Consider the following 21,210-nt stretch of genomic DNA (forward strand, 5'->3'; position numbering starts at 1 on the left):
TTACGTTTACGTCAACGTCATAACGAAAGCGTTTCAGACGCCCGCCGCTTGTCGATGCCGCCGTTCGGTGCCGGCCGTCAGGTGATCCGGAACGCGCCACCGCCAAGGGGAGCGAACCATGCCCGAGCCGCTTGCGCAGAGCGCCAATCCGCCGACCACCAATGCCAATGGCGCCGCCGCCAATGGCACCACCCATCCCTGGCTGACGCACTACCCCAAGGGAATCGCCTGGGACCAGCATTTCGCGCCGATGCCGCTGCACATGCTGTTCGAGGAGGCGGCCGGACGCTATGCCGACCGCCCCTGCCTGGACTTCATGGGCCGCTGCTACACCTACGCCGAGGTCCTGGCTCTGGTGAACCGCGCCGCCCGCGGCTTTCAGGATCTGGGCGTCGGCCCGGGGGTGCGGGTGGGGCTGTGCCTGCCCAACTGTCCAGCCTACGTCATCTCCTATTTCGCGGTGCTGAAGGCCGGCGGGACCGTCGTCAACTACAACCCGCTCTATGTCGAGCGGGAGTTGGAACACCAGATCACCGACTCGCAGACCGAGATCATGGTGACGCTGGACCTGAAGCAGATCTATCCGCGCGTCGCGGCGATGCTGGCGCGCACGCCGATGAAGCGGATCGTCGTCTGCCGCATGGCATCGATCCTGCCGGTGGTGAAGAAGGCTCTGTTCAGCGTGCTGAAGCGCGGGGAACTCGCCGCCGTGCCGCGCGACGACCGCCATGTCGATTTCGACAGCCTTCTCGCCAATGACGGAACGCTGCGCCCGGTGCGGATCGACGGACTGCGCGACGTCGCCGTGCTGCAATACACCGGCGGCACCACTGGCGTGCCCAAGGGCGCGATGCTGACCCATCACAACCTGCTGTCCAACGCGCGGCAGGTTCAGGCCTGGTTCCCCGAGGTGGCGCTGGGCCAGGAGCGGGTGCTGGCCGTCCTGCCCTTCTTCCATGTCTTCGCCATGACCGTGGTGCTGAACATGGGGCTGGCCTGCGGAGCCGAGCTGATCATGCTGCCGCGCTTCGAGACGGAGCAGGTGCTGAAGACCATCGCCAAGCGCAAGCCGACCCTCGTCCCCGGCGTGCCCACCATGTACAAGGCGCTGCTGGGCCACCCGCAGGTCGCCCGCTATCCGATGACCTCGATCCGCTACTGCATCTCCGGCGGGGCGCCGCTGCCGATGGAGTTGAAGCGCCAGTTCGAGACGGCGACCGGCTGCGTCCTGATCGAAGGCTACGGCCTGTCGGAAGCCTCTCCCGTCTGCGCCGCCAACCCGCTGAAGGGCGTCAACAAGGAGGGCTCCATCGGCCTGCCGCTGCCCGGAATCGCCATCGAGATCCGCGACCTGGAGGACCCGACCCGCAAGCTTGGCATCGGCGAGAAGGGGCAGGTGGCGATTTCCGGACCCAACGTCATGGCCGGCTATTGGGGCCGGGCGGAGGAAAGCGACCGCACGGTGGTCGACGGCTTCCTGCTGACCGGCGATGTCGGGACGATGGACGAGGACGGCTACGTCTTCCTGCTCGACCGGCTGAAGGACCTCATCATCTGCAGCGGATACAACGTCTATCCGCGCATGATCGAAGAAGCGATCTACCAGCATCCCGACGTGGTCGCCGCCTGCGTCATCGGCCTGCCCGACGATTACCGCGGCCAGACGCCGAAGGCTTTCGTGCAGTTGAAGCCGGGAGCCAGCCTGACGGTGGAGGCTCTGCGCGACTTCCTGCGCGACAAGATCTCCCGCATCGAGATGCCGACGGCCATCGAGTTCCGCGAGGAACTGCCGAAGACCGCCGTCGGCAAGCTTTCGAAGAAGGAACTGATCGCCGAAGCGCAGCAGGCCCTATCGAACGGAGGATGACCCGAAGTCACTGCGTTGACCCGGACGTAAAGGGAAGCCTTATCACGCCACGGCAGCTGTGCTACCAAACGGAAGACGCATTGTGCCAAACGCAAACAAAAGGTCTTCCCAGGGATGGAACAGCTCTACACGGTCAACCAGCTTGCGGAGGAGCTGGGCATCACTCCGCGGGCTCTGCGCTTCTACGAGGTCAAGGGACTGCTGGCGCCGAACCGCGTCGGCAACAACCGGGTCTACACCAAGCGCGACCGCGCCCGGCTGAAGCTGATCCTACGGGGCAAGCGCCTGGGCTTCTCGCTGGCGGAAATCCGCGAGTATCTCGACCTCTACAACGTCAATGGCGGGGTCGAGCAGCAGAAGAACCTGTTGAAGCGGGTGCAGAAGCGGCTGAAGGACCTCGCCCAGCAGCGCGAGGATCTGGAAGCCACCGTGCAGGAGCTGCGCGACATCGAAGAGCAGGTCAACAACACCCTGGCGGAGCTGAAGACCGCCGCGAAGGACAGCTGACCGGTCGGGCGCCCGTCGTGCACCGGTCAGCCTGCTGAGGGGGGAGATCGGAGCATGATGGGACAGCGACATCCGCGGGCGGCCTGCGATGCCTTCAAGGCGGGAGATGGGCGATGAACCTGATCTTCCGCCTGCTGGCGGTCGCCGCCGCCGCCATCTTTGCCGCGTGGCGCGGTCGACGCGCCGGATTGCTGGAGCCGTCGGCACTGCGTTTCCGGGTCTGGCCGACCGACCTGGACATCAACCTGCACATGACCAACGCACGCTATTTCAGCGTGATGGATCTGGGTCGCACCGACCTGATGATCCGCGTCGGTCTGGGGCCGGCGATCCTGCGCAACCGCTGGCAGCCGGTGCTGGGCGGGGCGACGATCCGCTACCGCCGTTCGCTGCGGCCCTTGCAGAAATTCACCCTGGTCAGCCGTGTGCTGTGCTGGGACGACAAATACATCTTCATCGAACACCGCATGGAAACACGCGGCGGACTGGCGGCACTGGCCGTCGTTCAGGGCGCCTTCGTCGGCTCCGGGGGAGTGGTCGCGCCGGCCGAGGTCCTGGCGGCGCTCGGGACCACCGCCGCCTCCCCGCCGATCCCCGATGCGGTCGCAGCCTTGCGCGGGCAGATCCTGTCCGCCGCCGCCTGAACAGTTACAAGAACACCATTCGAGAGGAGACACGCCGTCATGAAGGTGCTGGTGCCCGTGAAGCGGGTCGTCGACTATAACGTGAAGATCCGCGTCAAGGCGGATGGCAGCGGCGTCGAGACCGCCAACGTGAAGATGAGCATGAACCCCTTCGACGAGATCGCCGTCGAAGAAGCCGTGCGCCTGAAGGAGGCCGGCACGGCGACCGAGATCGTCGTGGTCTCCGTCGGCCCGGCACAGGCCCAGGAAACCCTGCGCACCGCTCTCGCCATGGGGGCAGACCGCGCCATCCTGGTGCAGACCGACGTGACGACCGAGCCGCTCGCCGTCGCCAAGGTGCTGAAGGCGCTGGTCGAGAAGGAAGCGCCGGGGATGGTGATCCTCGGCAAGCAGGCGATCGACGACGACTGCAACCAGACCGGCCAGATGCTGGCCGCCCTGCTCGGCTGGGGCCAGGGTACCTTCGCGTCGAAGATCGTCGCCGGTGACGGCAAGGTCGCGGTGACGCGCGAGATCGACGGCGGCCTGGAGACGGTGGAGCTGAAGCTGCCGGCGGTGGTCACCGCCGACCTGCGCCTGAACGAGCCGCGTTACGCTTCGCTGCCGAACATCATGAAGGCGAAGAAGAAGCCGCTGGAGACCGTCGCCCCGGACGCCCTGGGTGTTGATGTCGTTCCGCGCCTGACCACGCTGAAGGTCACCGAGCCGGCCAAGCGCCAGGCCGGCATCAAGGTGCCGGACGTCGCCACGCTGGTCGACAAGCTGAAGAACGAGGCACGGGTGATCTGAGGACTGGTTGTACCGGGTGCCCCCTCCCCATCCCTCCCCCGCCCTTGGCGGGAGAGGGGGTAGGACGCTTGCCGACGTGAGTTATTCGCGAAGCGGCGGCAGTCCCCTCTCCCGCGAAGCGGGGGAGGGTTAGGGAGGGGGCATTCGAAGCCAACCCCTCACCACCCGCCAACCAAGGACCCGTCCCATGCCCATCCTGATCCTCGCCGACCACGACAACGCCAGCCTCAAGCCCGCCACCGCCCACGCGGTGACCGCCGCCGCCAAGCTGGGCAGCGACGTACATGTCCTCGTCGCCGGCCGCAACGCCGCCCCGGCCGCCGAGCAGGCCGCCAAGCTGGCTGGCGTCGCCAAGGTGCTGCTGGCCGACGATGCCGCCTATGAGTACGCGCTGGCCGAACCGGTCGCGGCGCTGCTGGTCTCGCTCGCCTCCGGCTACAGCCATGTGCTCGCCGCCGCCACCTCGGTGGGCAAGAACGTGCTGCCGCGCGTTGCCGCCTTGCTCGACGTGGCGATGATCTCCGACATCACCGCCGTGGTCTCTTCGGATACGTTCGAGCGGCCGATCTACGCCGGCAACGCCATCGCCACGGTTCAGTCGGCCGATGTGGTGAAAATCGTCACCGTCCGCACCACCGCCTTCGAAGCGGCGGCAGCCACCAACAGCGCGCCGGTCGAGAGCGTCGCCGCCGTGGCCGATCCCGCCCTGTCGAGCTTCGTCTCAGCCGAGCTGACCAAGTCGGAGCGTCCGGAGCTGACCGCCGCCCGCATCGTCATCTCCGGTGGGCGCGGCATGCAATCGGGCGACAACTTCCCGATGCTGGAGGCTCTGGCCGACAAGCTGGGTGCCGCAGTGGGTGCCTCGCGCGCCGCCGTGGACGCGGGTTTCGTGCCGAACGACTATCAGGTCGGGCAGACCGGCAAGATCGTGGCGCCGGAGCTGTACATCGCCGTCGGCATCTCTGGTGCGATCCAGCACCTCGCCGGCATGAAGGACAGCAAGGTGATCGTCGCCATCAACAAGGACGAGGAGGCGCCGATCTTCCAGGTCGCCGATTACGGCCTCGTCGCCGACCTGTTCAAGGCTGTGCCGGAGCTGCGGCAGGCGTTGTGACCGCTGGGCCGGGCCTCCCGCGAGACCAGGCCCGGCCGCTTCACGCTTGCCGCGGCGGGCCGGCTGTTCTATCGCTGGCGGCACAGCAACCCGACAGCGGCAGGACGCCATGAGCATCGACGGCATCACCGGACTGGACCATCTGGTCATCGCCACCCGCGACCTGGACGCGGCGCGCGACGCCTATACCCGGCTCGGCTTCACCGTGACGCCACGCGGCCACCACACCCAGCTGAAGTCGGCCAACCACACCATCCTGTTCCCGAACGGCACCTATTTGGAACTGCTGGGCATCGAGGAACAGCGGCCGGCCAATGCCCATTACGCCGCCTTCCTGCGCCAGCGCGAGGGCATCGCCGCCGTCGCGCTGAAGACGCCGGACGCCCGCGCCGCCGTTGGGCCGCTGACCGCCGCCGGCTTTCCGGTGTCGGAACCCGTCGATTTCGGCCGCCCGGTGGACCTGCCCGGCGGCAGCCGCGACGCCAACTTCACCATTACCCAGATCGACCCGGCCGCCACCCCGGCCGGCCGCGTCTTCCTGTGCCAGCACCACACGCCCGATCTGGTCTGGCGCCCCGACCAGCTGACGCACGCCAACGGCGCCACCGGTCTGGAAGCGCTGGTGATCGCCGCCGCCGATCCCGATGAGGTCGCCGCGACCTATGCCAAGCTGCTGGGCGGCACCGTCACCGACCGCGGTTCCGCGCGCGTGGTGGAACCGGCAGGGAGCGGCGACGGTCAGGTCCCGGTGCTGGTCGCCACGCCGGACCGGCTGAATTGGGCCTGGACCGCCGACCCGGCCTTCGCCACCGTCGCCCTGCCCTTCTTCGCCGGCTTCGTGCTGCGCGTCGCCGATCCGGTCAAGACCCAGCAGGCTTTGCAGAAGAGCAAGTTCCCGACGGTGGTCGGCGAAGGCGTGATGCGGGTCGGGTCGGCCAGCGCCTGCGGCGCCATGATCGCCTTCGCGCAGGATTTCGACCTGAACAGCCTGATCCCCTGACGGCCCACGGGGAGCCGGATCAGGCCACCGTCTGGCGTTCGCGCAGAAGCGGCTCCAGCGCCTCGGCCACCGCGCGCCGCAGGTCGGAGGCGATCACCGGCTTGTGCATGACGCGGAAATTGCCGGCCTCCGCTTCCTGCGCGCGGGCGGGAGCGGTGTCGCCGGTGACCAGGATGCCGGGCAGGATACGGCCAAGCGCCAGCCGGACCTCGCGGATCGCCTCGGTTCCGGTACGACCGTCGCGCAGACGGTAATCGGCGACGATCAGGTCGGGAGCCGGCCCGCGATGGGCAAGGTCGAGCGCCTCGCTGCAGGATTCGGCCGCCAGGACGATATAGCCCCACTCCTCCAGCATGGCGCGCAGCCCTTCGCGCACGATTCCGTCGTCCTCGATCACCAGCACCGTGGTGGCGAAGGCCGGCAGGGGCGCCAGCGGAGCGGGCACGGCCTTGGCCGCCGGAGCGTCGGCGATCGGCAGATCCACGGTGAAGACGGATCCCTCGCCGGGGGTGGACCGCACCGTGACCTGATGGTCGAGCATCGCCGACAGCCGCCGCACCACCGCCAGACCGAGTCCAAGGCCCCGGTCGCGGTTGCGGCTGGGATTGCCGACCTGCACGAACTCCTGGAAGATGTCCTCCTGCTGGTCGGCGGGAATGCCGATGCCGGTGTCCCACACCTCGATCCGCAGCATGCCGCCCCGACGGCGGCAGCCGATCAGGATGCGCCCCTTGTCGGTGTAGCGCAGCGCGTTCTCCACCAGATTCTGCAGGATGCGGCCCAACAGCATCGGATCGCTGCGGACATGGGCACTGCACGGCACGATGTGCAGGATCAGCCCCTTCTGGACGGCGACGGAGCGGCTGTTGGCGGCCACGCGGTCCATCACCTCCTGCAGCGGAAACACCTCCACCTCCGGCACCACCGCCCCGGCCTCCAGCCGGGAGACGTCGAGCAGCCCGTCCAGCAGCATCTTCAGGGCGCCCAGCGCCCGATCCATGGTGCCCAGGACATTGCGGGTCATGCCGTCGCTGACGCGGGTGGACAGCACCTCCATCAGCAGCATCAGCGACTGCACCGGCTGGCGCAGATCGTGGCTGGCCGCCGCCAGGAATTTCGACTTCGCGACGTTCGCAACGTCGGCCTCCCGCCGAGCTTCCGTCAGCGCGGCCTGCGCCCGCTTGTGCTCGGAAATGTCGCGGACGGTGGCGATCAGGCTGACCAGACGGTTGTCGTGATCGCGCACCGGCGATGCGCTCAACTCCAGGCACCGCGGCCCTTGCGGGTCCGCACCGTCCGGGACAAGGCCGGGACGGGTCAGTTCCACCCGCGCGTCCCGGCCGACGACGATGGCGTCACGCAACGGCTGCAGGGCCGCCCGGTCGTTCGTCGCCCGCTCCAGCGCGGTCAGGGCGCCGCTGCCCATCAGGGCGGAGATCGGCGCGCCCAGCAGCTCTTCCAGCGCCGGATTGACATAGACGATGGGCATGCCCGGCTGGGTGGCGTCGGCGATCATTATGCCGTCGTTGCTCCAGGCCAGCGCCCGGTTGCGCACCCGCAACGCCCGGTCGGTGTGGCGGCGCCATTGCAGTTCGACGATGAAAGCGATGACGAACAGCAGGATCACCACGGTGGTGGCGACCGCCCAGCCGATGTAGAGGCGGGCATTGTCGCGCCAGGGACCGAACACCGTCTCCACCGATTCGCCGACGACCGCGATCACCGGATAGTCGGGAGTCGACCGGAAGGCGGTGATCCGCTCCACCCCGTCGATCGGGCTGGTCATGCGCATATGGCCGACGGGATGCTGCCTGATCGCCTGCCAAAGCTCACTGTTGGCTGAATCGCGGCTCGATGCCGCGTTCATTCCGCCGCTGCGGGCGATGATGACACCGTCGGAGCGCAGCAGCGCAGCAGCGCCGTCCGGCGGCAGGCCAAGCACACGGTAATAGCGGATGAAGGATTCGACCGGAATGTCGGCGACGGCGATGCCGGCGAAGGTACCGTCGGCGTTCTCCAGCCGGCGTGACACCGGGATGATCAGGTCATGCGTCTCCGACGAGGCATAGGGGATGCCGATCACCAGCCCGCGCGGCGCGCTGTCACGGGCAATGCGGAACTCGTCGCGGTCGGTGATGGACCCCTGGAAGGTGGCCCGTCCCCCGCCCATGGTCAGCAGGCCCGAGGCGTCATAGACGCGGACGCCCACCACCAGCCCCTCTTCGAAGGCGCGGCGGGAATCCAGGCGCATGGCGCGGTTGCGTTCGGTGTTGGCGATCAGGTCCAGCAGCAGGTCGTCGACCCGGCGGAAGGTGGAAACCGCATGCTCCCCAACCAGACGGGCGACGACGGCAGTCTTTTCATGAGCCGTCTGGTCGAGCAGCCGCTCTTCCCGATGCAGACGGTCGAGCAGAATCCACCAAAGGGCGGCGATGGCCAGCGCGACCGCCAGAGCGGGCAGGACCAGCCGCCCGCCGAAACCGGAAAAAAGCCAGAGCGCCCGCTTCACGTATACCCCGAACGCAGTGGATCGTCCGCCGGCCGCGTCCTTCGGCGTGAAAGCGGACGCAGGCAGGCGGACGCAAGCATGCCGCAATGCCGGTGCCGACGCAACGCCATTACCGGCAAGGTGGCATCAACGGGCAGTTGCTCCACCCATGCAGACCAGCGCCATCACCACCACCAACGGCACCGCATCCACTGCGCCGAAAAGCCGGCTTTGCCACGCACCCATGGCCGGCTATACCGCCGCGATGAATTTCGCACGCGCCATCGCCACAGTCGGCGGCCTGACCCTGCTGAGCCGGCTGGCCGGCTTCGCACGCGACATCCTGACCGCAGCCGTGCTGGGCGCCGGCCCGGTGGCCGACGCCTTCTTCGTCGCGCTGAAGCTGCCCAACCTGTTTCGCCGGCTGTTCGCGGAAGGCGCCTTCGGTGTCGCCTTCGTTCCGCTCTTCGCCGCCGAATTGCAGACCCGCGGGCGTGCCGCCGCCATCCGCTTCGCGGAGGAGGCGCTGGCGATGCTGCTGGCGATGCTGCTGCCCTTCACGCTGGCCGCCGTCGTCGCCATGCCCTGGCTGATGCACGGTCTCGCTCCCGGCTTTTCGGACGAGCCGGCCAAGTTCGCCCTGGCGGTGGACATGGCGCGGCTGACCTTTCCCTATCTGGCGCTGATCTCGCTGGTGGCGCTGCTGGGCGGGGTGCTGAACGCGCTCGACCGTTTCGGCCCCTTCGCCGCCGCGCCCATCGCCTTCAACCTGACGTTGGTCGCCGCCCTGCTGATCGCCCCGCGCCTGGGGCTGGAACCCGGCACCGCCATGGCGGCGGCGGTCACCCTGTCGGGTGCGGTTCAGGTCGCGTGGATGGCCTGGGCCTGCGGCAAGGCGGGCGTCGCCCTGCAGCTGCATCCGCCACGGATGACGGAGGGAATGCGGCGGCTATTCCGGCTGATCGGGCCCGGCGCGATCGGGGCCGGCGTCATGCAGATCAACCTGTTCCTGAACATCGTGCTGGCCTCGCTGCTGCCGTCGGGCGCGGTGTCCTTCCTTTATTATGCCGACCGGCTGAACCAGATGCCGCTGGGTATCATCGGCATCGCCATCGGCACCGCGCTTCTGCCGGTTCTGGCCCGTCATGTCGCCGCCGGGGACGAGCGGATGGTGCGCCATTACCTGAGCCGCGCGCTGGAGTTCAGCCTGCTGCTCGGTCTGCCGGCGGCGGTCGCCCTGGGCGTGGCGGGATCACCCATCGTCTCCGTCCTGTTCCAGCGCGGCGCCTTCGGTCCGGAGGAGGCGCAGGCCACGGCGATGGCGCTCGCCGCCTATGCCATCGGTATCCCGGCCTACGTGATCGTGAAGTCGCTGAACGCCGCCTTTTTCGCCCGCCACGACACGGTGACGCCGGTGCGCGTGGCGGTCGTCGTGACGGCGGCGACCGCCCTGCTCGCGCTGCTGCTGATGCCCTGGCTGGGCCATGTCGGCATCGCGCTCGCCACCGGTTTGACGGCATGGCTTGATGTCGGGCTGCTGGTCGCGGCGATGCGCCGGCGCGGCCTGTTCGACCTGGATCACCGGTTGAAACGCCGCGCGCCGCGCATCGCGGTGGCGGCGGCCGGCATGGGGGTGGCCCTTCTGGTGGCGGAACGTGCACTTGCACCCTGGCTCACCGCACCCTCCACCACGGTGAGGTTCCTGGCGCTCGCCTTGCTGGTGTCCGGCGGAGCGACGGCCTTCGGAGCGCTGGCGACGCTGCTGGGCGGGGCTAAGCTGGGGGACGTGAAGGGGATGCTGTCGAAAAAGCCGCAACCGAGCGGAGAGCAGGTCGGCTGAACCGGCGGACAACGGAAGCGGCGCCACTTCCGTGCCGTGCCTTACTTGATTGGCAAATAGACGTCGGTCAGCAGATCATGCTCCGGCGTCTCGCCGATGAAGTTCAGATAGTGGAAGTACACCGGGAAATCGCGAAGCTCTTCACCGCTTTCCGGAAGCCATCGGCCATAGAGAAACCGCACGACCTCCCCGATCTGCTCGTGCGCTCCCCGGTGCCTGACCATGGCGCAACGTCCGCCGGGAATGAGCTTCTTCACCACCCCTTGGGGATTGTCCGGCACCTCGCCGTCGATTTCCCCGCAGATGTCGAACCGGAAATCGGCCGGCTCGGTGGTTTCCGGGTTGTCGAAGGCGACGCCGAAGGTCCGGCACCGTTCCCGCGGCGACAGCCCGCTGGCCTTGCGCCAGTCGATGAAGATGCGAACCGAGTCATTCACGCCTTCGATCGGTCCTCGATGACAGTAGGCCGCCACCTGGATGGGCGCGACTTCGACGATGGAGACATCCATGGTCCTGATCCTTCTTCTTTTGATGTGACGATAGCGGTCGTGCCACTGCCGCCATTCCGGAGTTTTCCTGAACTCCGACGGGGTCTGGCCGAACGCATTCCTGAAGGCGCGGGAGAAGGATTCCGGCGTTTCGAAACCGGCGTCCAAGGCGATGTCGATGACCTTGTCGGCCGGATAAAAGGCCAGCCGGAACGACGCCCGCTTCAACCGTGCCAGCTGGATGTATTTCCCGACGCTGACATCGAAATGAGCAGAAAAGAGACGATGAAAGTGGAATTTCGAGAGACAAGCGACATCGCTCAGCCTGTCGAGCGACAGGTCGCCTTCCAGATTCTGATCGATGTAGTCGAACAGCCGGGAAAATCTCTCGTCATACTCTTGCCTGCTCATCGTCGGTCCGGCCTGCACGGTTGATGGAAGGAACCATAAGCCGGGGGTCCGGCAGCCGTCCTGGCACATCTTGCTGAATATCGACCGCGATTTCGGATCGGCAGACCGGATGGGTTGCGGAAAAAGGGAAGGCGGCGCTACCCCACTTGACGGCGGTCATACGCAGTCGTACAAGCGAACCCACGTGGTGATTTGGTCGACCGGCTTGCGGGCCACGTAAAACAATCCGCTAAAAAGGTCCGAGCCGCGTCCGCGCCTCGACCCGATCGGTCGGGGCGTTTTCTGTTTGCGGCCGGCCTCGCCCCACCGGCGTCATTCAGGGGAGAGTTGCGGAATGTCGCGCACCGATCATCGCAATCCGAACGTCGCGGGGCTGCGCCCGCGGTCCAAGCTGGTCCATGGCGGCATTCGCCGCTCGCAATTCGACGAGACCTGCGAGGCGCTGTACCAGACCTCCGGCTTCGTCTACGGCTCGGCCGAGGAGGCGGAGAACGCCTTTGCCAACGACGGCACGCGCCATGTCTACTCGCGCTTCCGCAACCCGACCTCGGCGATGTTCGAGGACCGGCTGGCCGAGTATGAAGGCGCCGAATGGGCCTATGCCACCGCCAGCGGCATGGCGGCGGTGCATGGCGCGCTGATGAGCGGCCTGCGCGCCGGCGACCGGGTGGTGGCGCCGCGCGCGCTCTTCATCTCCTGCTATTGGATCCTGAAGGAGCTGTGTGGCCGCTACGGCATCGAGACGGTGTTCGTCGACGGCACCAACCTGACGGAGTGGGAAGAGGCGCTGTCCAAGCCGACCAAGGCGGTCTTCTTGGAAACACCGTCGAACCCCGGGCTTGAGGTCGTCGATCTCCGGGCTGTCTGCGATCTCGCCCACAAGGCGGGTGCGGTGGTCGTCGTCGACAACGCCTTCGCGACGCCCGTCCTGCAGCGCCCGTTCGATTTCGGCGCCGACGTCATCATCTATTCGGCGACCAAGCACATCGACGGTCAGGGCCGCTGCCTGGGCGGCGTCATTCTGGCCAAGGACAAGAAATACGCCTCCGAGGTCATCCATCCCTTCCTGCGCAACACCGGCCCGACCATCTCCCCCTTCAATTCCTGGCTGCTGCTGAAGGGCATGGAGACGCTGGAACTGCGTGTGCAGGCCCAGTCGGCGGCCGGGCTGCAGGTCGCGGAGTTCCTGGAAAGCCACCCGAAGGTCGCCCAGGTGCTGTACCCGCTGCTGCCCAGCCACCCGCAATATGATCTGGTGCGCAAGCAGATGACCGGCGGCGGCAACATGCTGTCGGTCTTCCTGAAGGGCGGCAAGACCGAGGCGTTCAACACGCTGAACGGCCTGCGCATGGTGATGATCTCCAACAATCTCGGCGATTCGAAGAGCCTCATCACCCACCCCGCCACCACCACCCATTCCAAGCTGACGGACGAGGAGAAGGTCGCCGCCCGGATCGAACCCGGCCTGCTGCGCCTGTCCGTTGGTCTTGAGGATCCTCAGGACATCATCGAAGATCTCGACCGCGCGCTCGCCGAGGCGTAAAGATCGTCCCGGAACCTATGCTGCAGTGCAGCGTTGATGCTGCAGCCAAGTTCCGGCAACGATTTTTTGAGAGGGGCGACGCCCATGTCATCACAGAACGCCGGCAACGGCCATCCCACCGACAGGCTTCTGGCGGTGGCGGGCCAGCTGACCAAGACCGGCCTTCGCAGCAGCGAAATGGGCGTCGCAGCGGCGCAGACCATCGGTTATCGCACCGCGATGATGACGGCGGCGCTGGCGAACCCCATCGACTTCGCCAATCCGGAATTCATCCGCATGGGATCGGAGAAGGTGGAGGCGGCCGTCGAAGCCTTTCACGCGGTGGCCACCGGCATCGGCGAGTTCGGGCAGGCCTGGATCACCATGATCACCAAGCAGACCCAGGCGGCGGCGGCCACCATCGGCGGGCTTGCCACCTGCAAGAACCCGGTGGAGATCGTCGACGTGCAGCAGCGCCTGCTGGCCGACGCGGTCGATGCCGGCATCCACGCCAACCTGCGCATGATCGAGGCGACGGCGGCACTGGCGGCTGCCAGCATGAACCCCGCCTACCGCAAGGTGCGCGCCAACGCCCGCCGCCTCGCCCGCGAGCAGGTCTAAGGGCTCAGACCACCTTCGCTGGGGCAAGGCGGCAGCAACTGCCGTCATGCTCCACCTGGATGGTGGCATGGCCGATGCCGAAGCGCTCCTTCAGCACCGTCGAGATCTCCAGCAGAAGGGCGTCGTCCTGCCCCATGCCGGGGCGGACAAGATGGGCAGTGAGGGCGGTTTCCGTCGTGCTGATCGGCCAGATGTGCAGGTCGTGCACGGTGACGACACCGGGCAGCCCGGCCAGATAGTGCTCGACCCCCGTCCGGTCGATGCCGTCGGGCACCGCGTCCATCGCCAGTCGCACCGAATCACGCAGCAGGCCCCAGGTGCCGGCGATGATGACCACGGCGATGACGATGCTGGTCACCGGATCCAGCCACAACCAGCCGGTGAAGCGGATCGCCAGCGCCGCCAGTACGACGCCCAGGGACACCGCAGCGTCGGCCGCCATGTGCAGATAGGCGCCGCGCAGGTTGATGTCCTGCTTCTGCCCGCCCATGAACAGCCAGGCGGTCCAGGCGTTGACGACGATACCGATTACCGCCACCACCATGACCGTGGTTTCCCCCACCGGCTCCGGATCGGCGATACGGTTGGCCGCCTCCAGCAGGATGGCGCCGACGGCGATCAGCAGGATCATCGCGTTCAGCAGCGACGCCAGGATCGACGCGTTGCCAAATCCATAGGTGTAGCGCCCCTGCGGAATCCGCCGCCCGAGCCACACCGCTCCCCAAGCCAGCAGCAACCCCATCACGTCGCTGAGATTATGCCCGGCATCGGCAAGCAGCGCCGTGGAGTTGGCGAGCAACCCATAGACCGCCTCCACGACCACGAAGCCGATGTTCAGCAATGCCCCCAGCGCGAAGGACCGGTCGTAGCGCGCCGGCCCGTGATGGTGATGGTCGCCGTGGTCTTGCCCGGCATGGTCGTGCCCGGCGTCTGAAGAACCGCCATGGGAATGGCCGTGCGGCATGGTGAAGGGCCTCGTCATCGCAATATACGTCACTGCACCGTCGACTTTGGGCGAGCGGGCGCCGCCGGACAAGCCCGGTGATGGAAGCGCTACGCCCCCTTGCGCCGCCCCGCCGCCGCGCCTAGCTTCGCGCGGACACTCACGATCAACAGTGAACGAAGGAAATGGTCATGAAGGCGCGCGTCACTTGGGTGGACGGCAAGATGTTCGTCGGCGAATCCGGCAGCGGCCATGCCGTGGTGATGGACGGCGCCCCGGAATCCGGCGGCCGCAATGCCGGCATCCGCCCGATGGAAATGCTGCTGATCGGCATGGGCGGCTGCACCTGCTTCGACGTGGTGATGATCCTGGAAAAGGGCCGCCAGCAGATCACCGACTGCGTCGCCGCCATCGAGGCCGAACGCGCGGACACCGATCCGAAGGTTTTCACCAAGATCCACGTCCATTTCACCGTGACCGGCCGCAAGCTGGACCCCGCCAAGGTAGAGCGCGCGATCGCCCTGTCGGCGGAGAAATACTGCTCCGCCTCGATCATGCTGGGCCAGACCGCCACCATCACCCATGACTTCGAGGTGGTCGAGGCGCCGTAACGGCGACGGCCCCCGCGTCTTTTCAGTTGCATTCATACGCATGACTCGCGAAGGATCGGATCACATCTCCGAACTTTCGCGATCAACGCGTGCGCCTCACTGCCTTTCTTGTTCTTCTTGCGGCATCTCCGGCCCTGGCTGATGAGGCGCAATACAGCCTGTCCGACTGGGGCGGGATCGGGCTGTTGCAGATGCCGAATGCCCGCATGGCGCCGGACGGCTCGATGAGCGGCGGGCTGACCGCGCTCGGCGACCTGCACCGCCACTACACCATATCCGCCCAGCCGCTGCCCTGGCTGGAAGTCACCGCGCGCAACAGCGCCTATCCCGGCTATTACGGCCTCACCGAACCCGGCCTCGATCTGAAGCTGCGGTTGCTGCGGGAGGATGAGCGCGGGCCGGCCCTGGTGATCGGCGGGCGCGACGTCACCGGGTCCGGGCTGGATCTTCCCGGCAAGGGGCGTTTCGCCGGCGAATATATTGCCCTGTCGCGGCGCTGGTGGGACCTGGACCTGACGCTCGGCATGGGATGGGGAACGCTGGGAGAGGCCGGGCACCTGCGCAACCCGCTGCGCTTCCTGGGCGGCCGGTTCCGCCGCGACCGCGACCCGTCGGCATCGCCGACAACCCGGGGTCCCAAGGCGTGGTTCAGCGGCGAGCGGGTGGCCCTGTTCGGCGGCGTGGAGTGGCACACGCCGGTCGATGGGCTGAGCTTGAAGCTCGAATCCTCCGGCGACCGCTTCCGCGCCCAACGGCAGGACGAACCGGGCTTCGATCCCGGCAGCCGCTACAGCCTGGGCCTGTCCTGGCGCCCGGCGTCCTGGGCCGATTTGGGCGCGGCCTACGAGCAGGGCAGACGCCTGATGCTGCGACTGTCGGTCCGCTTCGACCCGGCGGTGGATGCCGACCGCCCCGACCGCCCTCCCCCCGGCGTCGGACCGCGCCCGTCGGCCGGGTCCGCCCTGTCCGCCGATGCCATCGCCCTGGTGGCGCGCAGCCGCGGTCTGCCGGTCCGCGCCGCCCAAATCGAAGGAGAGGTCGCGACCCTGTGGCTCGATCCGGCCGGGAGCGGACGGATGCCGCTGGCGCGCGAGGTCGGCAACGCCGCCCGCCTGCTGGCCGATCTCGCCCCGCCACAGGTCGAGCGGTTGCGCATTGTCACCGGCGCCGGCGGCCTGGACACCGCGAACATTACCCTCCTGCGCCGCGACTTGGAACGGGCCGCCGATCACCGCGGCAGTGCCGAGGAGATCTGGCGAACGACGCAACTTGCCGCAACGGCGGACCCGGCGCCGGGTTGGCGTCCTCGGCTCGATCTGTCCACCCGGCTGGTCGCCAGCTTCGATCTGGCCGAGTTGGGGACGGCGCTGGCCCAGCGCACCCACACCGACGTGATGCTGCGGGCGGAACCGCTGCGCGGGCTGGTTCTGGGCGGCGGACTGCGCGTCAATGCGGCAAGCGATCTGCAACTGCTGGACACCAACGCCGTGCCGGCGGCGCAGCCGGTGCGCAGCGACCTGCCACGCTATGCCGACCGCCCGCTCGCCCTCGACCATGCCTATGCGGCGTGGCTTGCCAAGCCGGCGGAGGGGCTGACGACGCGGCTGTCCGCGGGTCATCTGGAAGAAATGTATTCCGGCGTCGGCGCCGAGGCGCTGTTCCAGCCATTCGCCTCCCGATGGGCGCTCGACCTCGACCTCAATCAGGTCTGGAAGCGGCGGCCGGAAAGCCTGTTCGGCTTCGACCGCGACGACGCCCGGGGGACCGGCCATCTCAGTCTCTATTGGGAGAACCCCGGCGCAGACACCACCACGGCATTACGGCTCGGCCGCTATCTCGGCGGCGATTGGGGCGGAACGGTGGAGGTGATGCGCCGCTTCGACGGCGGCATCGGACTGACCGCCCATGCCACCTGGACCGAGGGCCCGGACGGCGCCCAGAGCCGCTTCGGCGGGCGGATGGACTGGGGACTGGCGCTGGTGGTGCCGATCGCCGCATCGGGATGGCTGCCGGTCGGCGGCACGGTGGAAACGGCGGTCCGCACGCTGGGGCGCGACGCCGGGCAGCGCCTGCAGCAACCGCTGCCGCTCTACGATCTCCGCGTGCCGGGAGGCGTCGGCCGCCTCACCGGCACATGGTCGCATCTGCTGGACTGAGGTCAGCGGGCCGGCTTGGTGGCCGGGGTCGGTGCGCGCGTCGTCGAAGGATTGCGCGGGTCGAGGACCACGGTCGTCCACTCCCCTTGCGGGGTCATGGCATCGGCGACGTAACGGTCACCCTCCTTGCGGAAATCGCGCACCGATACATAGCCGGCGGCGCTGAGCTGGTTCAGCAGCGTCGTCTGTTGCAGTTCGATGGGCTTCTGCCCCCGACCACGGCGCCCGGCCAGATCGGACGAGGATCCGCCAGCGGAACCCGTCAGTCCGGAGACATCGCCACCGGTGCTCCCCGAATAGGCGCCGGAATAGCTTTTTTGCAGGTAGGTCTGCTGCGCCATCGCCGCCGGAACCACCGCGAATGAAGCGGCCATTGCCGCCAGGATCAATCCGGTCTTCATAGGATCCTCCCGTGTTGTCGTCCCCCTCTGGCCGGCGACTGCCGGGCCTGATGATCCGGAAACGCGCCGGAAGCCCCATTGTTGCATAAATGCCAGTCCGCACCAGCCTTGCGGCGCCTCGATACCCCCGCCAATCAGGAAGCGGGAACATTGGACCCACGACAGTGTTCTGGTCTTCGAATGCCGCCGCACCGGCTGTGCTTACCGTCACCTTGGCCCGACTTGCCTTACAAGCAGAGGCGATGTGACAAAGCCGACGGGACGGCGGGTGCGGCCACGACTTGTCTCATGCGTGACGCCGGCAGTCCTTGGCGACTATTCGGCCGAACGAGGGAGGGTATGATGCTCTATTGGGCTCTCGTTTTCTTCGTCATCGCGCTGATCGCCGGCGCGCTCGGGTTCGGTGGGATCGCGTCGGCCAGTTCCGGCGTCGCACAGATCCTGTTCTTCCTGTTCCTGATCCTGTTCGCCATCAGCCTGATCATGGGTCTGGTGCGGCGACGGTAGACAGGAGGCCGTCCGGCCGGGCGATCCGCTTTTCCGGTAAGACGGAACCATCGGCGGATCGCCCCGTTGACTACGGTATCTCCTGACGCTGCAACACTCTCTCCTCCAGAGGTGACGTCGGGGCCGGCGAGCCCAGGCGGCGCTTCGATTGTCCCCGCCTCCGGCGGCGTCCCAAGCGGGCGCCGCCGTTCTTTTTTTCATCTCGTACTTACATATGAAAACGGGGCACCCGGCGACCGGGTACCCCGCGAAATCCGTCATGCCTTCGAAGGCCGCCCGCTCAGGCGTCCGTGTTCAGGCGTCCGCGTCGTCCGATGGGCTCTCGCCCTCCATCAGCAGTCGCAGGGCGCGACGACCGCGCGACAGGCGCGATTTCACGGTTCCGATGGAGATGCCGAGGATGTCGGCCGCCTCGTTGTAGGATATCCCCTCCAGACCGATCAGCAGAACGACCTCGCGCTGTTCATTGGGGAGCAGGGCCAGCGCCCGGCGCAGGTCACGCAGTTCCATCCGCACGAACTGCGAGCCGGGGGCGGCTCCGATCGCGGCCTGCGCCTCGGCGTCGATGTCGACCACCGGCTGGCGGCGACGTACGCCGTTGATGTGAAGGTTGCGCAGGATGGTGAACAGCCAGGCGCGGAGATTGGTGCCGGGCCGCCACAGATGCAGGCGCGACAGCGCCCGTTCAAGGCATTCCTGAACCAGATCGTCGGCCAGCGTCGCATCCCGAACCATGGCCCGGGCGAACCGGCGCAGCCGTGGGATTTCCTCCTCGATCTGGCGGATCACCGCCGGATCGGGCGGAGCATTGGGGTCGGGGCGGAACTCGTCCTCGGCATCCCCCTGAACGGCCACGACGCCGGCATCGGCCACGACCGTATCGGCTTCGCCGGCCTCGGTGCCGGCATCGGCCCGCTTGGCCTCCGTATGGGCCTCCGCATGGGCAGTCAAATGGGTCTCCATCCCGGCATCGGCGTTTTCCTGGTCTGTGTACGTCGGCAGGCCGTCCGATCGGGTCCGGCCAACGGCCTCGGCGCCGAACGGCATCGGATCGGCCAGGGCCGGGCCGCGCAGTCGCTGGCTCAAGGTTGTCGCGACGTGGTTCGCCATCGGTGAAACGATGCCTCCTTCAATGCCGTTCGCCGCGGCGACGCCGACCGCTTTCTGGAATGCGGGCGACAATGCCGGGGCCTCCGGCGCGAAGGCCCCGGACGCGGAAATCTCCAAGGGAAAATCTCCATCGTCCGGGGCCATCGAATTTGCAGCCGATTATCTGGCCCGATCCGTACGTAATGAGCGCACAAACGAGCTGCCAGTTGGGAAAAAGGCTAATGGGTCATACAATAGGTCCGGTTAACCCCTAGAGTACCCCGTGTATCCCACACCAATCACCGTTCGGGCATTGGCGCAACATCTGGTCTTTCGTTATTTCTCCAACTCGATTGGAGGACGCATGACCAACGTGAAAAGAAAAAGACCGACCGACTTTCGTCGATCGGCCTATGCATTTTTTATTGGCAGCGCCACATCAAGCACTTACGGCGATGTATTTTCCGGCAGCCAGCCATCCGTTTCGGCTTATGCCACCACGCCTGGAACCCAGCCAGACGGATACAGCGGCGTCCTCCCCGAGAGTTCTGCTTCCGACCATTCGATGGTCTCCGAAAGCTTGAAGAAAATCATACAGGGGGGTCCTGTGGAAGGCCACATGAACCTTTGCGGTACACCGTCCGCGTCGCGCATTCCCGCAACCTCACGGCGCAACGGCAGACGTGGAACCCGCCCGGCACGAATGGCCGCGCTGTCTGCGGCAGTGCTCCTGCCCGCCCTGCTGGCGGCAGCGCCCGCGAATGCCGGCATCGCCGAGAAGACCGTCGCCGCGCTGGAGGCCCTGGCCAGCAAGGGCAGCGCCCGTGCCCAATACGAACTGGCGCAGCATTACGACCGCGCCGACGGGGTGAAGGCCGACTCCCGGCTCGCCTTATCCCTCTATTGCCGTGCGGCCCGTCAGGACTTTGCCGACGCGGCGTTGATGGCCGGCCGGATGCATATGGCCGGAGTGGGCGGCGTATCCAAGGACGCCGATCTCGGCCGTGCCTGGCTGCGCAAGGCCGCGTCCCTCGGCAACGAGCAGGCTGAACGGCTGGTCGGCACTGTCAGCACCAAAGTGAAGACGCCCGACCGTTGCGAGCCGCCCAACCTGCGCTGGGGCATCATCCGCAAGCCGCCGGCCGAAATCCGCGCCATGGTGCAGAAGATGGCGCCGACCTACGGCCTCGATCCCGATCTGGTGCTGGCGGTCATCGCGGTCGAGTCCGGCTACCGCATCGACGTCGTGTCGAACAAGAACGCCCAGGGTCTGATGCAGTTGATCCCGGAAACCGCCGAACGCTTCGGCGTCTCCGACCCCTTCAACGCCGAACAGAATCTGCGCGGCGGCATGAAGTATCTGCGCTGGCTGCTGGCCTATTTCGACGGCAACGTCGCCTATGCGCTGGCGGGCTACAATGCCGGCGAGGGGGCGGTCCTGCAGTACAAGGGCATCCCGCCCTACCGGGAGACGAAGGATTATGTGACGAAAATCCGCAGCATCTACGCGCAGACCTATCACCCCTTCAACCGCGGTGTCGTCCAGTCGGCCGGCCTCGTCAGCAGCGCGCGAGAGGAAGTTGCCGAGCTGTCGCTTTCGACCAGGACGCGCAGCAGCGGAAAACGCTGAGAACGGGAGATTGCGACTCGGAAAAATGCGACTCGGGCGACTCGGGAGCCGCTTGGTTAACACTTTGGTTATAAAGTGACGATTACCCTCGGGGCACGACGGATTTCGCAAGCGCTGGCGCCCATGGGGACGCCATCCCGCGTCACCCGCCAGCGTCTCACCTGCAACGTTTCATCCGAACGTTTCCCGAGGACCTGCCCGATGCCCATGGCCGCCGACGTCGACACCATCGAACGCACCTCCATCGTCGCCTACACGCTGCTGAACGAGCTTCATGAAGTCCTGGCCCTGCCCAAGGCTCCGGACGACGTTACGCTGGGCATCCTTATGGGCATGGCCATGTTCCTCGACGACAAGGTCGGCCCGATGCGCGCCAAGCGCCTGATGAGCGAGGCGCCGACCATCGTGCTGAAGACGGACGCCCACGTCACCACCGACCAGACCCAGCGCATCATGCCGGTCCTGCGCGCCTTCGGCGATCACCTGAAGGAACTGCGCATGAAGGCGGAGCGCCCGGTCAGCGGCTCCGTCGGCTGACGATACCCGCCGATCTTTGAGTTGTGCGGACCCGGCGCCGACCAT

Annotated in this window: 19 protein-coding genes and 1 riboswitch; of the genes, 14 read left to right on the forward strand and 5 right to left on the reverse strand. The window is 67.1% G+C overall.

Features of this window, described 5'->3' with window-relative positions; translation table 11 throughout:
• The first annotated feature begins 118 nt into the window (after positions 1 to 118).
• From M5E06_RS06160 to M5E06_RS06185, 6 genes are all read left to right on the forward strand, one after another.
• The gene (locus tag M5E06_RS06160) at positions 119 to 1,867 is read left to right on the forward strand and encodes a long-chain-fatty-acid--CoA ligase (RefSeq protein ID WP_252137527.1); all 1,749 of its coding nucleotides are present in this window, start codon (positions 119 to 121) and stop codon (positions 1,865 to 1,867) included.
• A 114-nt stretch (positions 1,868 to 1,981) separates the two neighbouring features.
• Positions 1,982 to 2,374 carry a MerR family transcriptional regulator gene (locus M5E06_RS06165; RefSeq protein ID WP_085089534.1) on the forward strand — a complete coding sequence of 131 codons (393 nt, stop codon included), beginning with the start codon at positions 1,982 to 1,984 and terminating at the stop codon, positions 2,372 to 2,374.
• Positions 2,375 to 2,487: 113 nt separating this feature from the next.
• Positions 2,488 to 3,018 carry a thioesterase family protein gene (locus M5E06_RS06170; protein ID WP_252137528.1) on the forward strand — a complete coding sequence of 177 codons (531 nt, stop codon included), beginning with the start codon at positions 2,488 to 2,490 and terminating at the stop codon, positions 3,016 to 3,018.
• 39 nt (positions 3,019 to 3,057) lie between these two features.
• The gene (locus tag M5E06_RS06175) at positions 3,058 to 3,807 is read left to right on the forward strand and encodes an electron transfer flavoprotein subunit beta/FixA family protein (RefSeq protein ID WP_252137529.1); all 750 of its coding nucleotides are present in this window, start codon (positions 3,058 to 3,060) and stop codon (positions 3,805 to 3,807) included.
• Positions 3,808 to 3,994: 187 nt separating this feature from the next.
• Complete coding sequence (locus M5E06_RS06180; RefSeq protein WP_252137530.1) at positions 3,995 to 4,921, forward strand: electron transfer flavoprotein subunit alpha/FixB family protein; 927 nt, start codon at positions 3,995 to 3,997, stop codon at positions 4,919 to 4,921.
• 109 nt (positions 4,922 to 5,030) lie between these two features.
• Positions 5,031 to 5,921: a VOC family protein gene (locus M5E06_RS06185; RefSeq protein ID WP_252137531.1), complete on the forward strand. Its 891-nt coding sequence runs from the start codon at positions 5,031 to 5,033 to the stop codon at positions 5,919 to 5,921.
• Between the two features lie 19 nt (positions 5,922 to 5,940).
• Here the strand turns inward: M5E06_RS06185 and M5E06_RS06190 are convergent, their stop codons facing one another.
• A complete protein-coding gene (locus tag M5E06_RS06190; protein ID WP_252137532.1) occupies positions 5,941 to 8,430 on the reverse strand; it encodes a hybrid sensor histidine kinase/response regulator in 2,490 nt (829 codons plus the stop codon).
• Between the two features lie 244 nt (positions 8,431 to 8,674).
• Here M5E06_RS06190 and murJ point away from each other — a divergent pair, with 244 nt between their 5' ends.
• On the forward strand, positions 8,675 to 10,249 hold the full coding sequence (gene murJ / locus M5E06_RS06195; RefSeq protein WP_252138519.1) for a murein biosynthesis integral membrane protein MurJ: 1,575 nt from the start codon (positions 8,675 to 8,677) through the stop codon (positions 10,247 to 10,249).
• Positions 10,250 to 10,290: 41 nt separating this feature from the next.
• Here murJ and M5E06_RS06200 read toward each other — a convergent pair whose 3' ends face one another.
• Positions 10,291 to 11,148, reverse strand: coding sequence for an AraC family transcriptional regulator (locus tag M5E06_RS06200; RefSeq protein ID WP_252137533.1), 858 nt, complete (start codon positions 11,146 to 11,148; stop codon positions 10,291 to 10,293).
• Positions 11,149 to 11,322: 174 nt separating this feature from the next.
• Positions 11,323 to 11,402, forward strand: a riboswitch (SAM riboswitch).
• An 80-nt stretch (positions 11,403 to 11,482) separates the two neighbouring features.
• Between M5E06_RS06200 and metZ the strand changes: the two genes are divergently transcribed.
• Positions 11,483 to 12,691, forward strand: a complete 1,209-nt coding sequence (metZ, locus tag M5E06_RS06205; protein WP_109152023.1) for an O-succinylhomoserine sulfhydrylase — start codon at positions 11,483 to 11,485, stop codon at positions 12,689 to 12,691.
• Positions 12,692 to 12,775: 84 nt separating this feature from the next.
• Positions 12,776 to 13,291 carry a phasin family protein gene (locus M5E06_RS06210; protein WP_252137534.1) on the forward strand — a complete coding sequence of 172 codons (516 nt, stop codon included), beginning with the start codon at positions 12,776 to 12,778 and terminating at the stop codon, positions 13,289 to 13,291.
• Positions 13,292 to 13,295: 4 nt separating this feature from the next.
• Here M5E06_RS06210 and M5E06_RS06215 read toward each other — a convergent pair whose 3' ends face one another.
• Complete coding sequence (locus M5E06_RS06215) at positions 13,296 to 14,273, reverse strand: cation diffusion facilitator family transporter (protein WP_252137535.1); 978 nt, start codon at positions 14,271 to 14,273, stop codon at positions 13,296 to 13,298.
• Positions 14,274 to 14,425: 152 nt separating this feature from the next.
• Between M5E06_RS06215 and M5E06_RS06220 the strand changes: the two genes are divergently transcribed.
• Together M5E06_RS06220 and M5E06_RS06225 are read left to right on the forward strand one after the other, a co-directional pair.
• Complete coding sequence (locus M5E06_RS06220) at positions 14,426 to 14,845, forward strand: OsmC family protein (RefSeq protein WP_109109402.1); 420 nt, start codon at positions 14,426 to 14,428, stop codon at positions 14,843 to 14,845.
• Between the two features lie 89 nt (positions 14,846 to 14,934).
• The gene (locus M5E06_RS06225; protein ID WP_252137536.1) at positions 14,935 to 17,001 is read left to right on the forward strand and encodes a YjbH domain-containing protein; all 2,067 of its coding nucleotides are present in this window, start codon (positions 14,935 to 14,937) and stop codon (positions 16,999 to 17,001) included.
• A 2-nt stretch (positions 17,002 to 17,003) separates the two neighbouring features.
• Here the strand turns inward: M5E06_RS06225 and M5E06_RS06230 are convergent, their stop codons facing one another.
• Positions 17,004 to 17,402 (reverse strand): hypothetical protein, encoded by a 399-nt coding sequence (locus M5E06_RS06230; RefSeq protein ID WP_252137537.1) that lies wholly within the window; start codon positions 17,400 to 17,402, stop codon positions 17,004 to 17,006.
• Between the two features lie 342 nt (positions 17,403 to 17,744).
• On the opposite strand from M5E06_RS06230, the gene M5E06_RS06235 reads away from it, so the two are divergent.
• Positions 17,745 to 17,909 (forward strand): DUF1328 domain-containing protein, encoded by a 165-nt coding sequence (locus tag M5E06_RS06235; RefSeq protein WP_109157471.1) that lies wholly within the window; start codon positions 17,745 to 17,747, stop codon positions 17,907 to 17,909.
• A gap of 294 nt (positions 17,910 to 18,203) precedes the next feature.
• On the opposite strand, the gene M5E06_RS06240 is transcribed toward M5E06_RS06235, so the two are convergent.
• The gene (locus tag M5E06_RS06240) at positions 18,204 to 19,136 is read right to left on the reverse strand and encodes an RNA polymerase sigma factor (RefSeq protein ID WP_252137538.1); all 933 of its coding nucleotides are present in this window, start codon (positions 19,134 to 19,136) and stop codon (positions 18,204 to 18,206) included.
• Between the two features lie 565 nt (positions 19,137 to 19,701).
• Between M5E06_RS06240 and M5E06_RS06245 the strand changes: the two genes are divergently transcribed.
• Both M5E06_RS06245 and M5E06_RS06250 read left to right on the forward strand, forming a co-directional pair.
• A complete protein-coding gene (locus M5E06_RS06245) occupies positions 19,702 to 20,628 on the forward strand; it encodes a lytic transglycosylase domain-containing protein (protein WP_252137539.1) in 927 nt (308 codons plus the stop codon).
• A gap of 201 nt (positions 20,629 to 20,829) precedes the next feature.
• Positions 20,830 to 21,165: a hypothetical protein gene (locus M5E06_RS06250; protein ID WP_109152017.1), complete on the forward strand. Its 336-nt coding sequence runs from the start codon at positions 20,830 to 20,832 to the stop codon at positions 21,163 to 21,165.
• Positions 21,166 to 21,210: the final 45 nt, after the last annotated feature.

Origin of the sequence: Azospirillum sp. A1-3 (assembly GCF_023806445.1) — a bacterium.
Lineage (GTDB): Bacteria > Pseudomonadota > Alphaproteobacteria > Azospirillales > Azospirillaceae > Azospirillum.

Coding starts and splice junctions, on each gene's coding strand:
- M5E06_RS06165 (WP_085089534.1), top strand. CDS start 1,982: ATGGAACAGCTCTACACGGTCAACCAGCTTGCGGAGGAGCTGGGCATC.
- M5E06_RS06170 (WP_252137528.1), top strand. CDS start 2,488: ATGAACCTGATCTTCCGCCTGCTGGCGGTCGCCGCCGCCGCCATCTTT.
- M5E06_RS06245 (WP_252137539.1), top strand. CDS start 19,702: ATGGCCGCGCTGTCTGCGGCAGTGCTCCTGCCCGCCCTGCTGGCGGCA.
- M5E06_RS06235 (WP_109157471.1), top strand. CDS start 17,745: ATGCTCTATTGGGCTCTCGTTTTCTTCGTCATCGCGCTGATCGCCGGC.
- M5E06_RS06160 (WP_252137527.1), top strand. CDS start 119: ATGCCCGAGCCGCTTGCGCAGAGCGCCAATCCGCCGACCACCAATGCC.
- M5E06_RS06210 (WP_252137534.1), top strand. CDS start 12,776: ATGTCATCACAGAACGCCGGCAACGGCCATCCCACCGACAGGCTTCTG.
- M5E06_RS06215 (WP_252137535.1), bottom strand. CDS start 14,273: ATGACGAGGCCCTTCACCATGCCGCACGGCCATTCCCATGGCGGTTCT.
- murJ (WP_252138519.1), top strand. CDS start 8,675: ATGAATTTCGCACGCGCCATCGCCACAGTCGGCGGCCTGACCCTGCTG.
- M5E06_RS06185 (WP_252137531.1), top strand. CDS start 5,031: ATGAGCATCGACGGCATCACCGGACTGGACCATCTGGTCATCGCCACC.
- M5E06_RS06200 (WP_252137533.1), bottom strand. CDS start 11,148: ATGAGCAGGCAAGAGTATGACGAGAGATTTTCCCGGCTGTTCGACTAC.
- M5E06_RS06230 (WP_252137537.1), bottom strand. CDS start 17,402: ATGAAGACCGGATTGATCCTGGCGGCAATGGCCGCTTCATTCGCGGTG.
- M5E06_RS06220 (WP_109109402.1), top strand. CDS start 14,426: ATGAAGGCGCGCGTCACTTGGGTGGACGGCAAGATGTTCGTCGGCGAA.
- M5E06_RS06175 (WP_252137529.1), top strand. CDS start 3,058: ATGAAGGTGCTGGTGCCCGTGAAGCGGGTCGTCGACTATAACGTGAAG.
- M5E06_RS06250 (WP_109152017.1), top strand. CDS start 20,830: ATGCCCATGGCCGCCGACGTCGACACCATCGAACGCACCTCCATCGTC.
- metZ (WP_109152023.1), top strand. CDS start 11,483: ATGTCGCGCACCGATCATCGCAATCCGAACGTCGCGGGGCTGCGCCCG.
- M5E06_RS06180 (WP_252137530.1), top strand. CDS start 3,995: ATGCCCATCCTGATCCTCGCCGACCACGACAACGCCAGCCTCAAGCCC.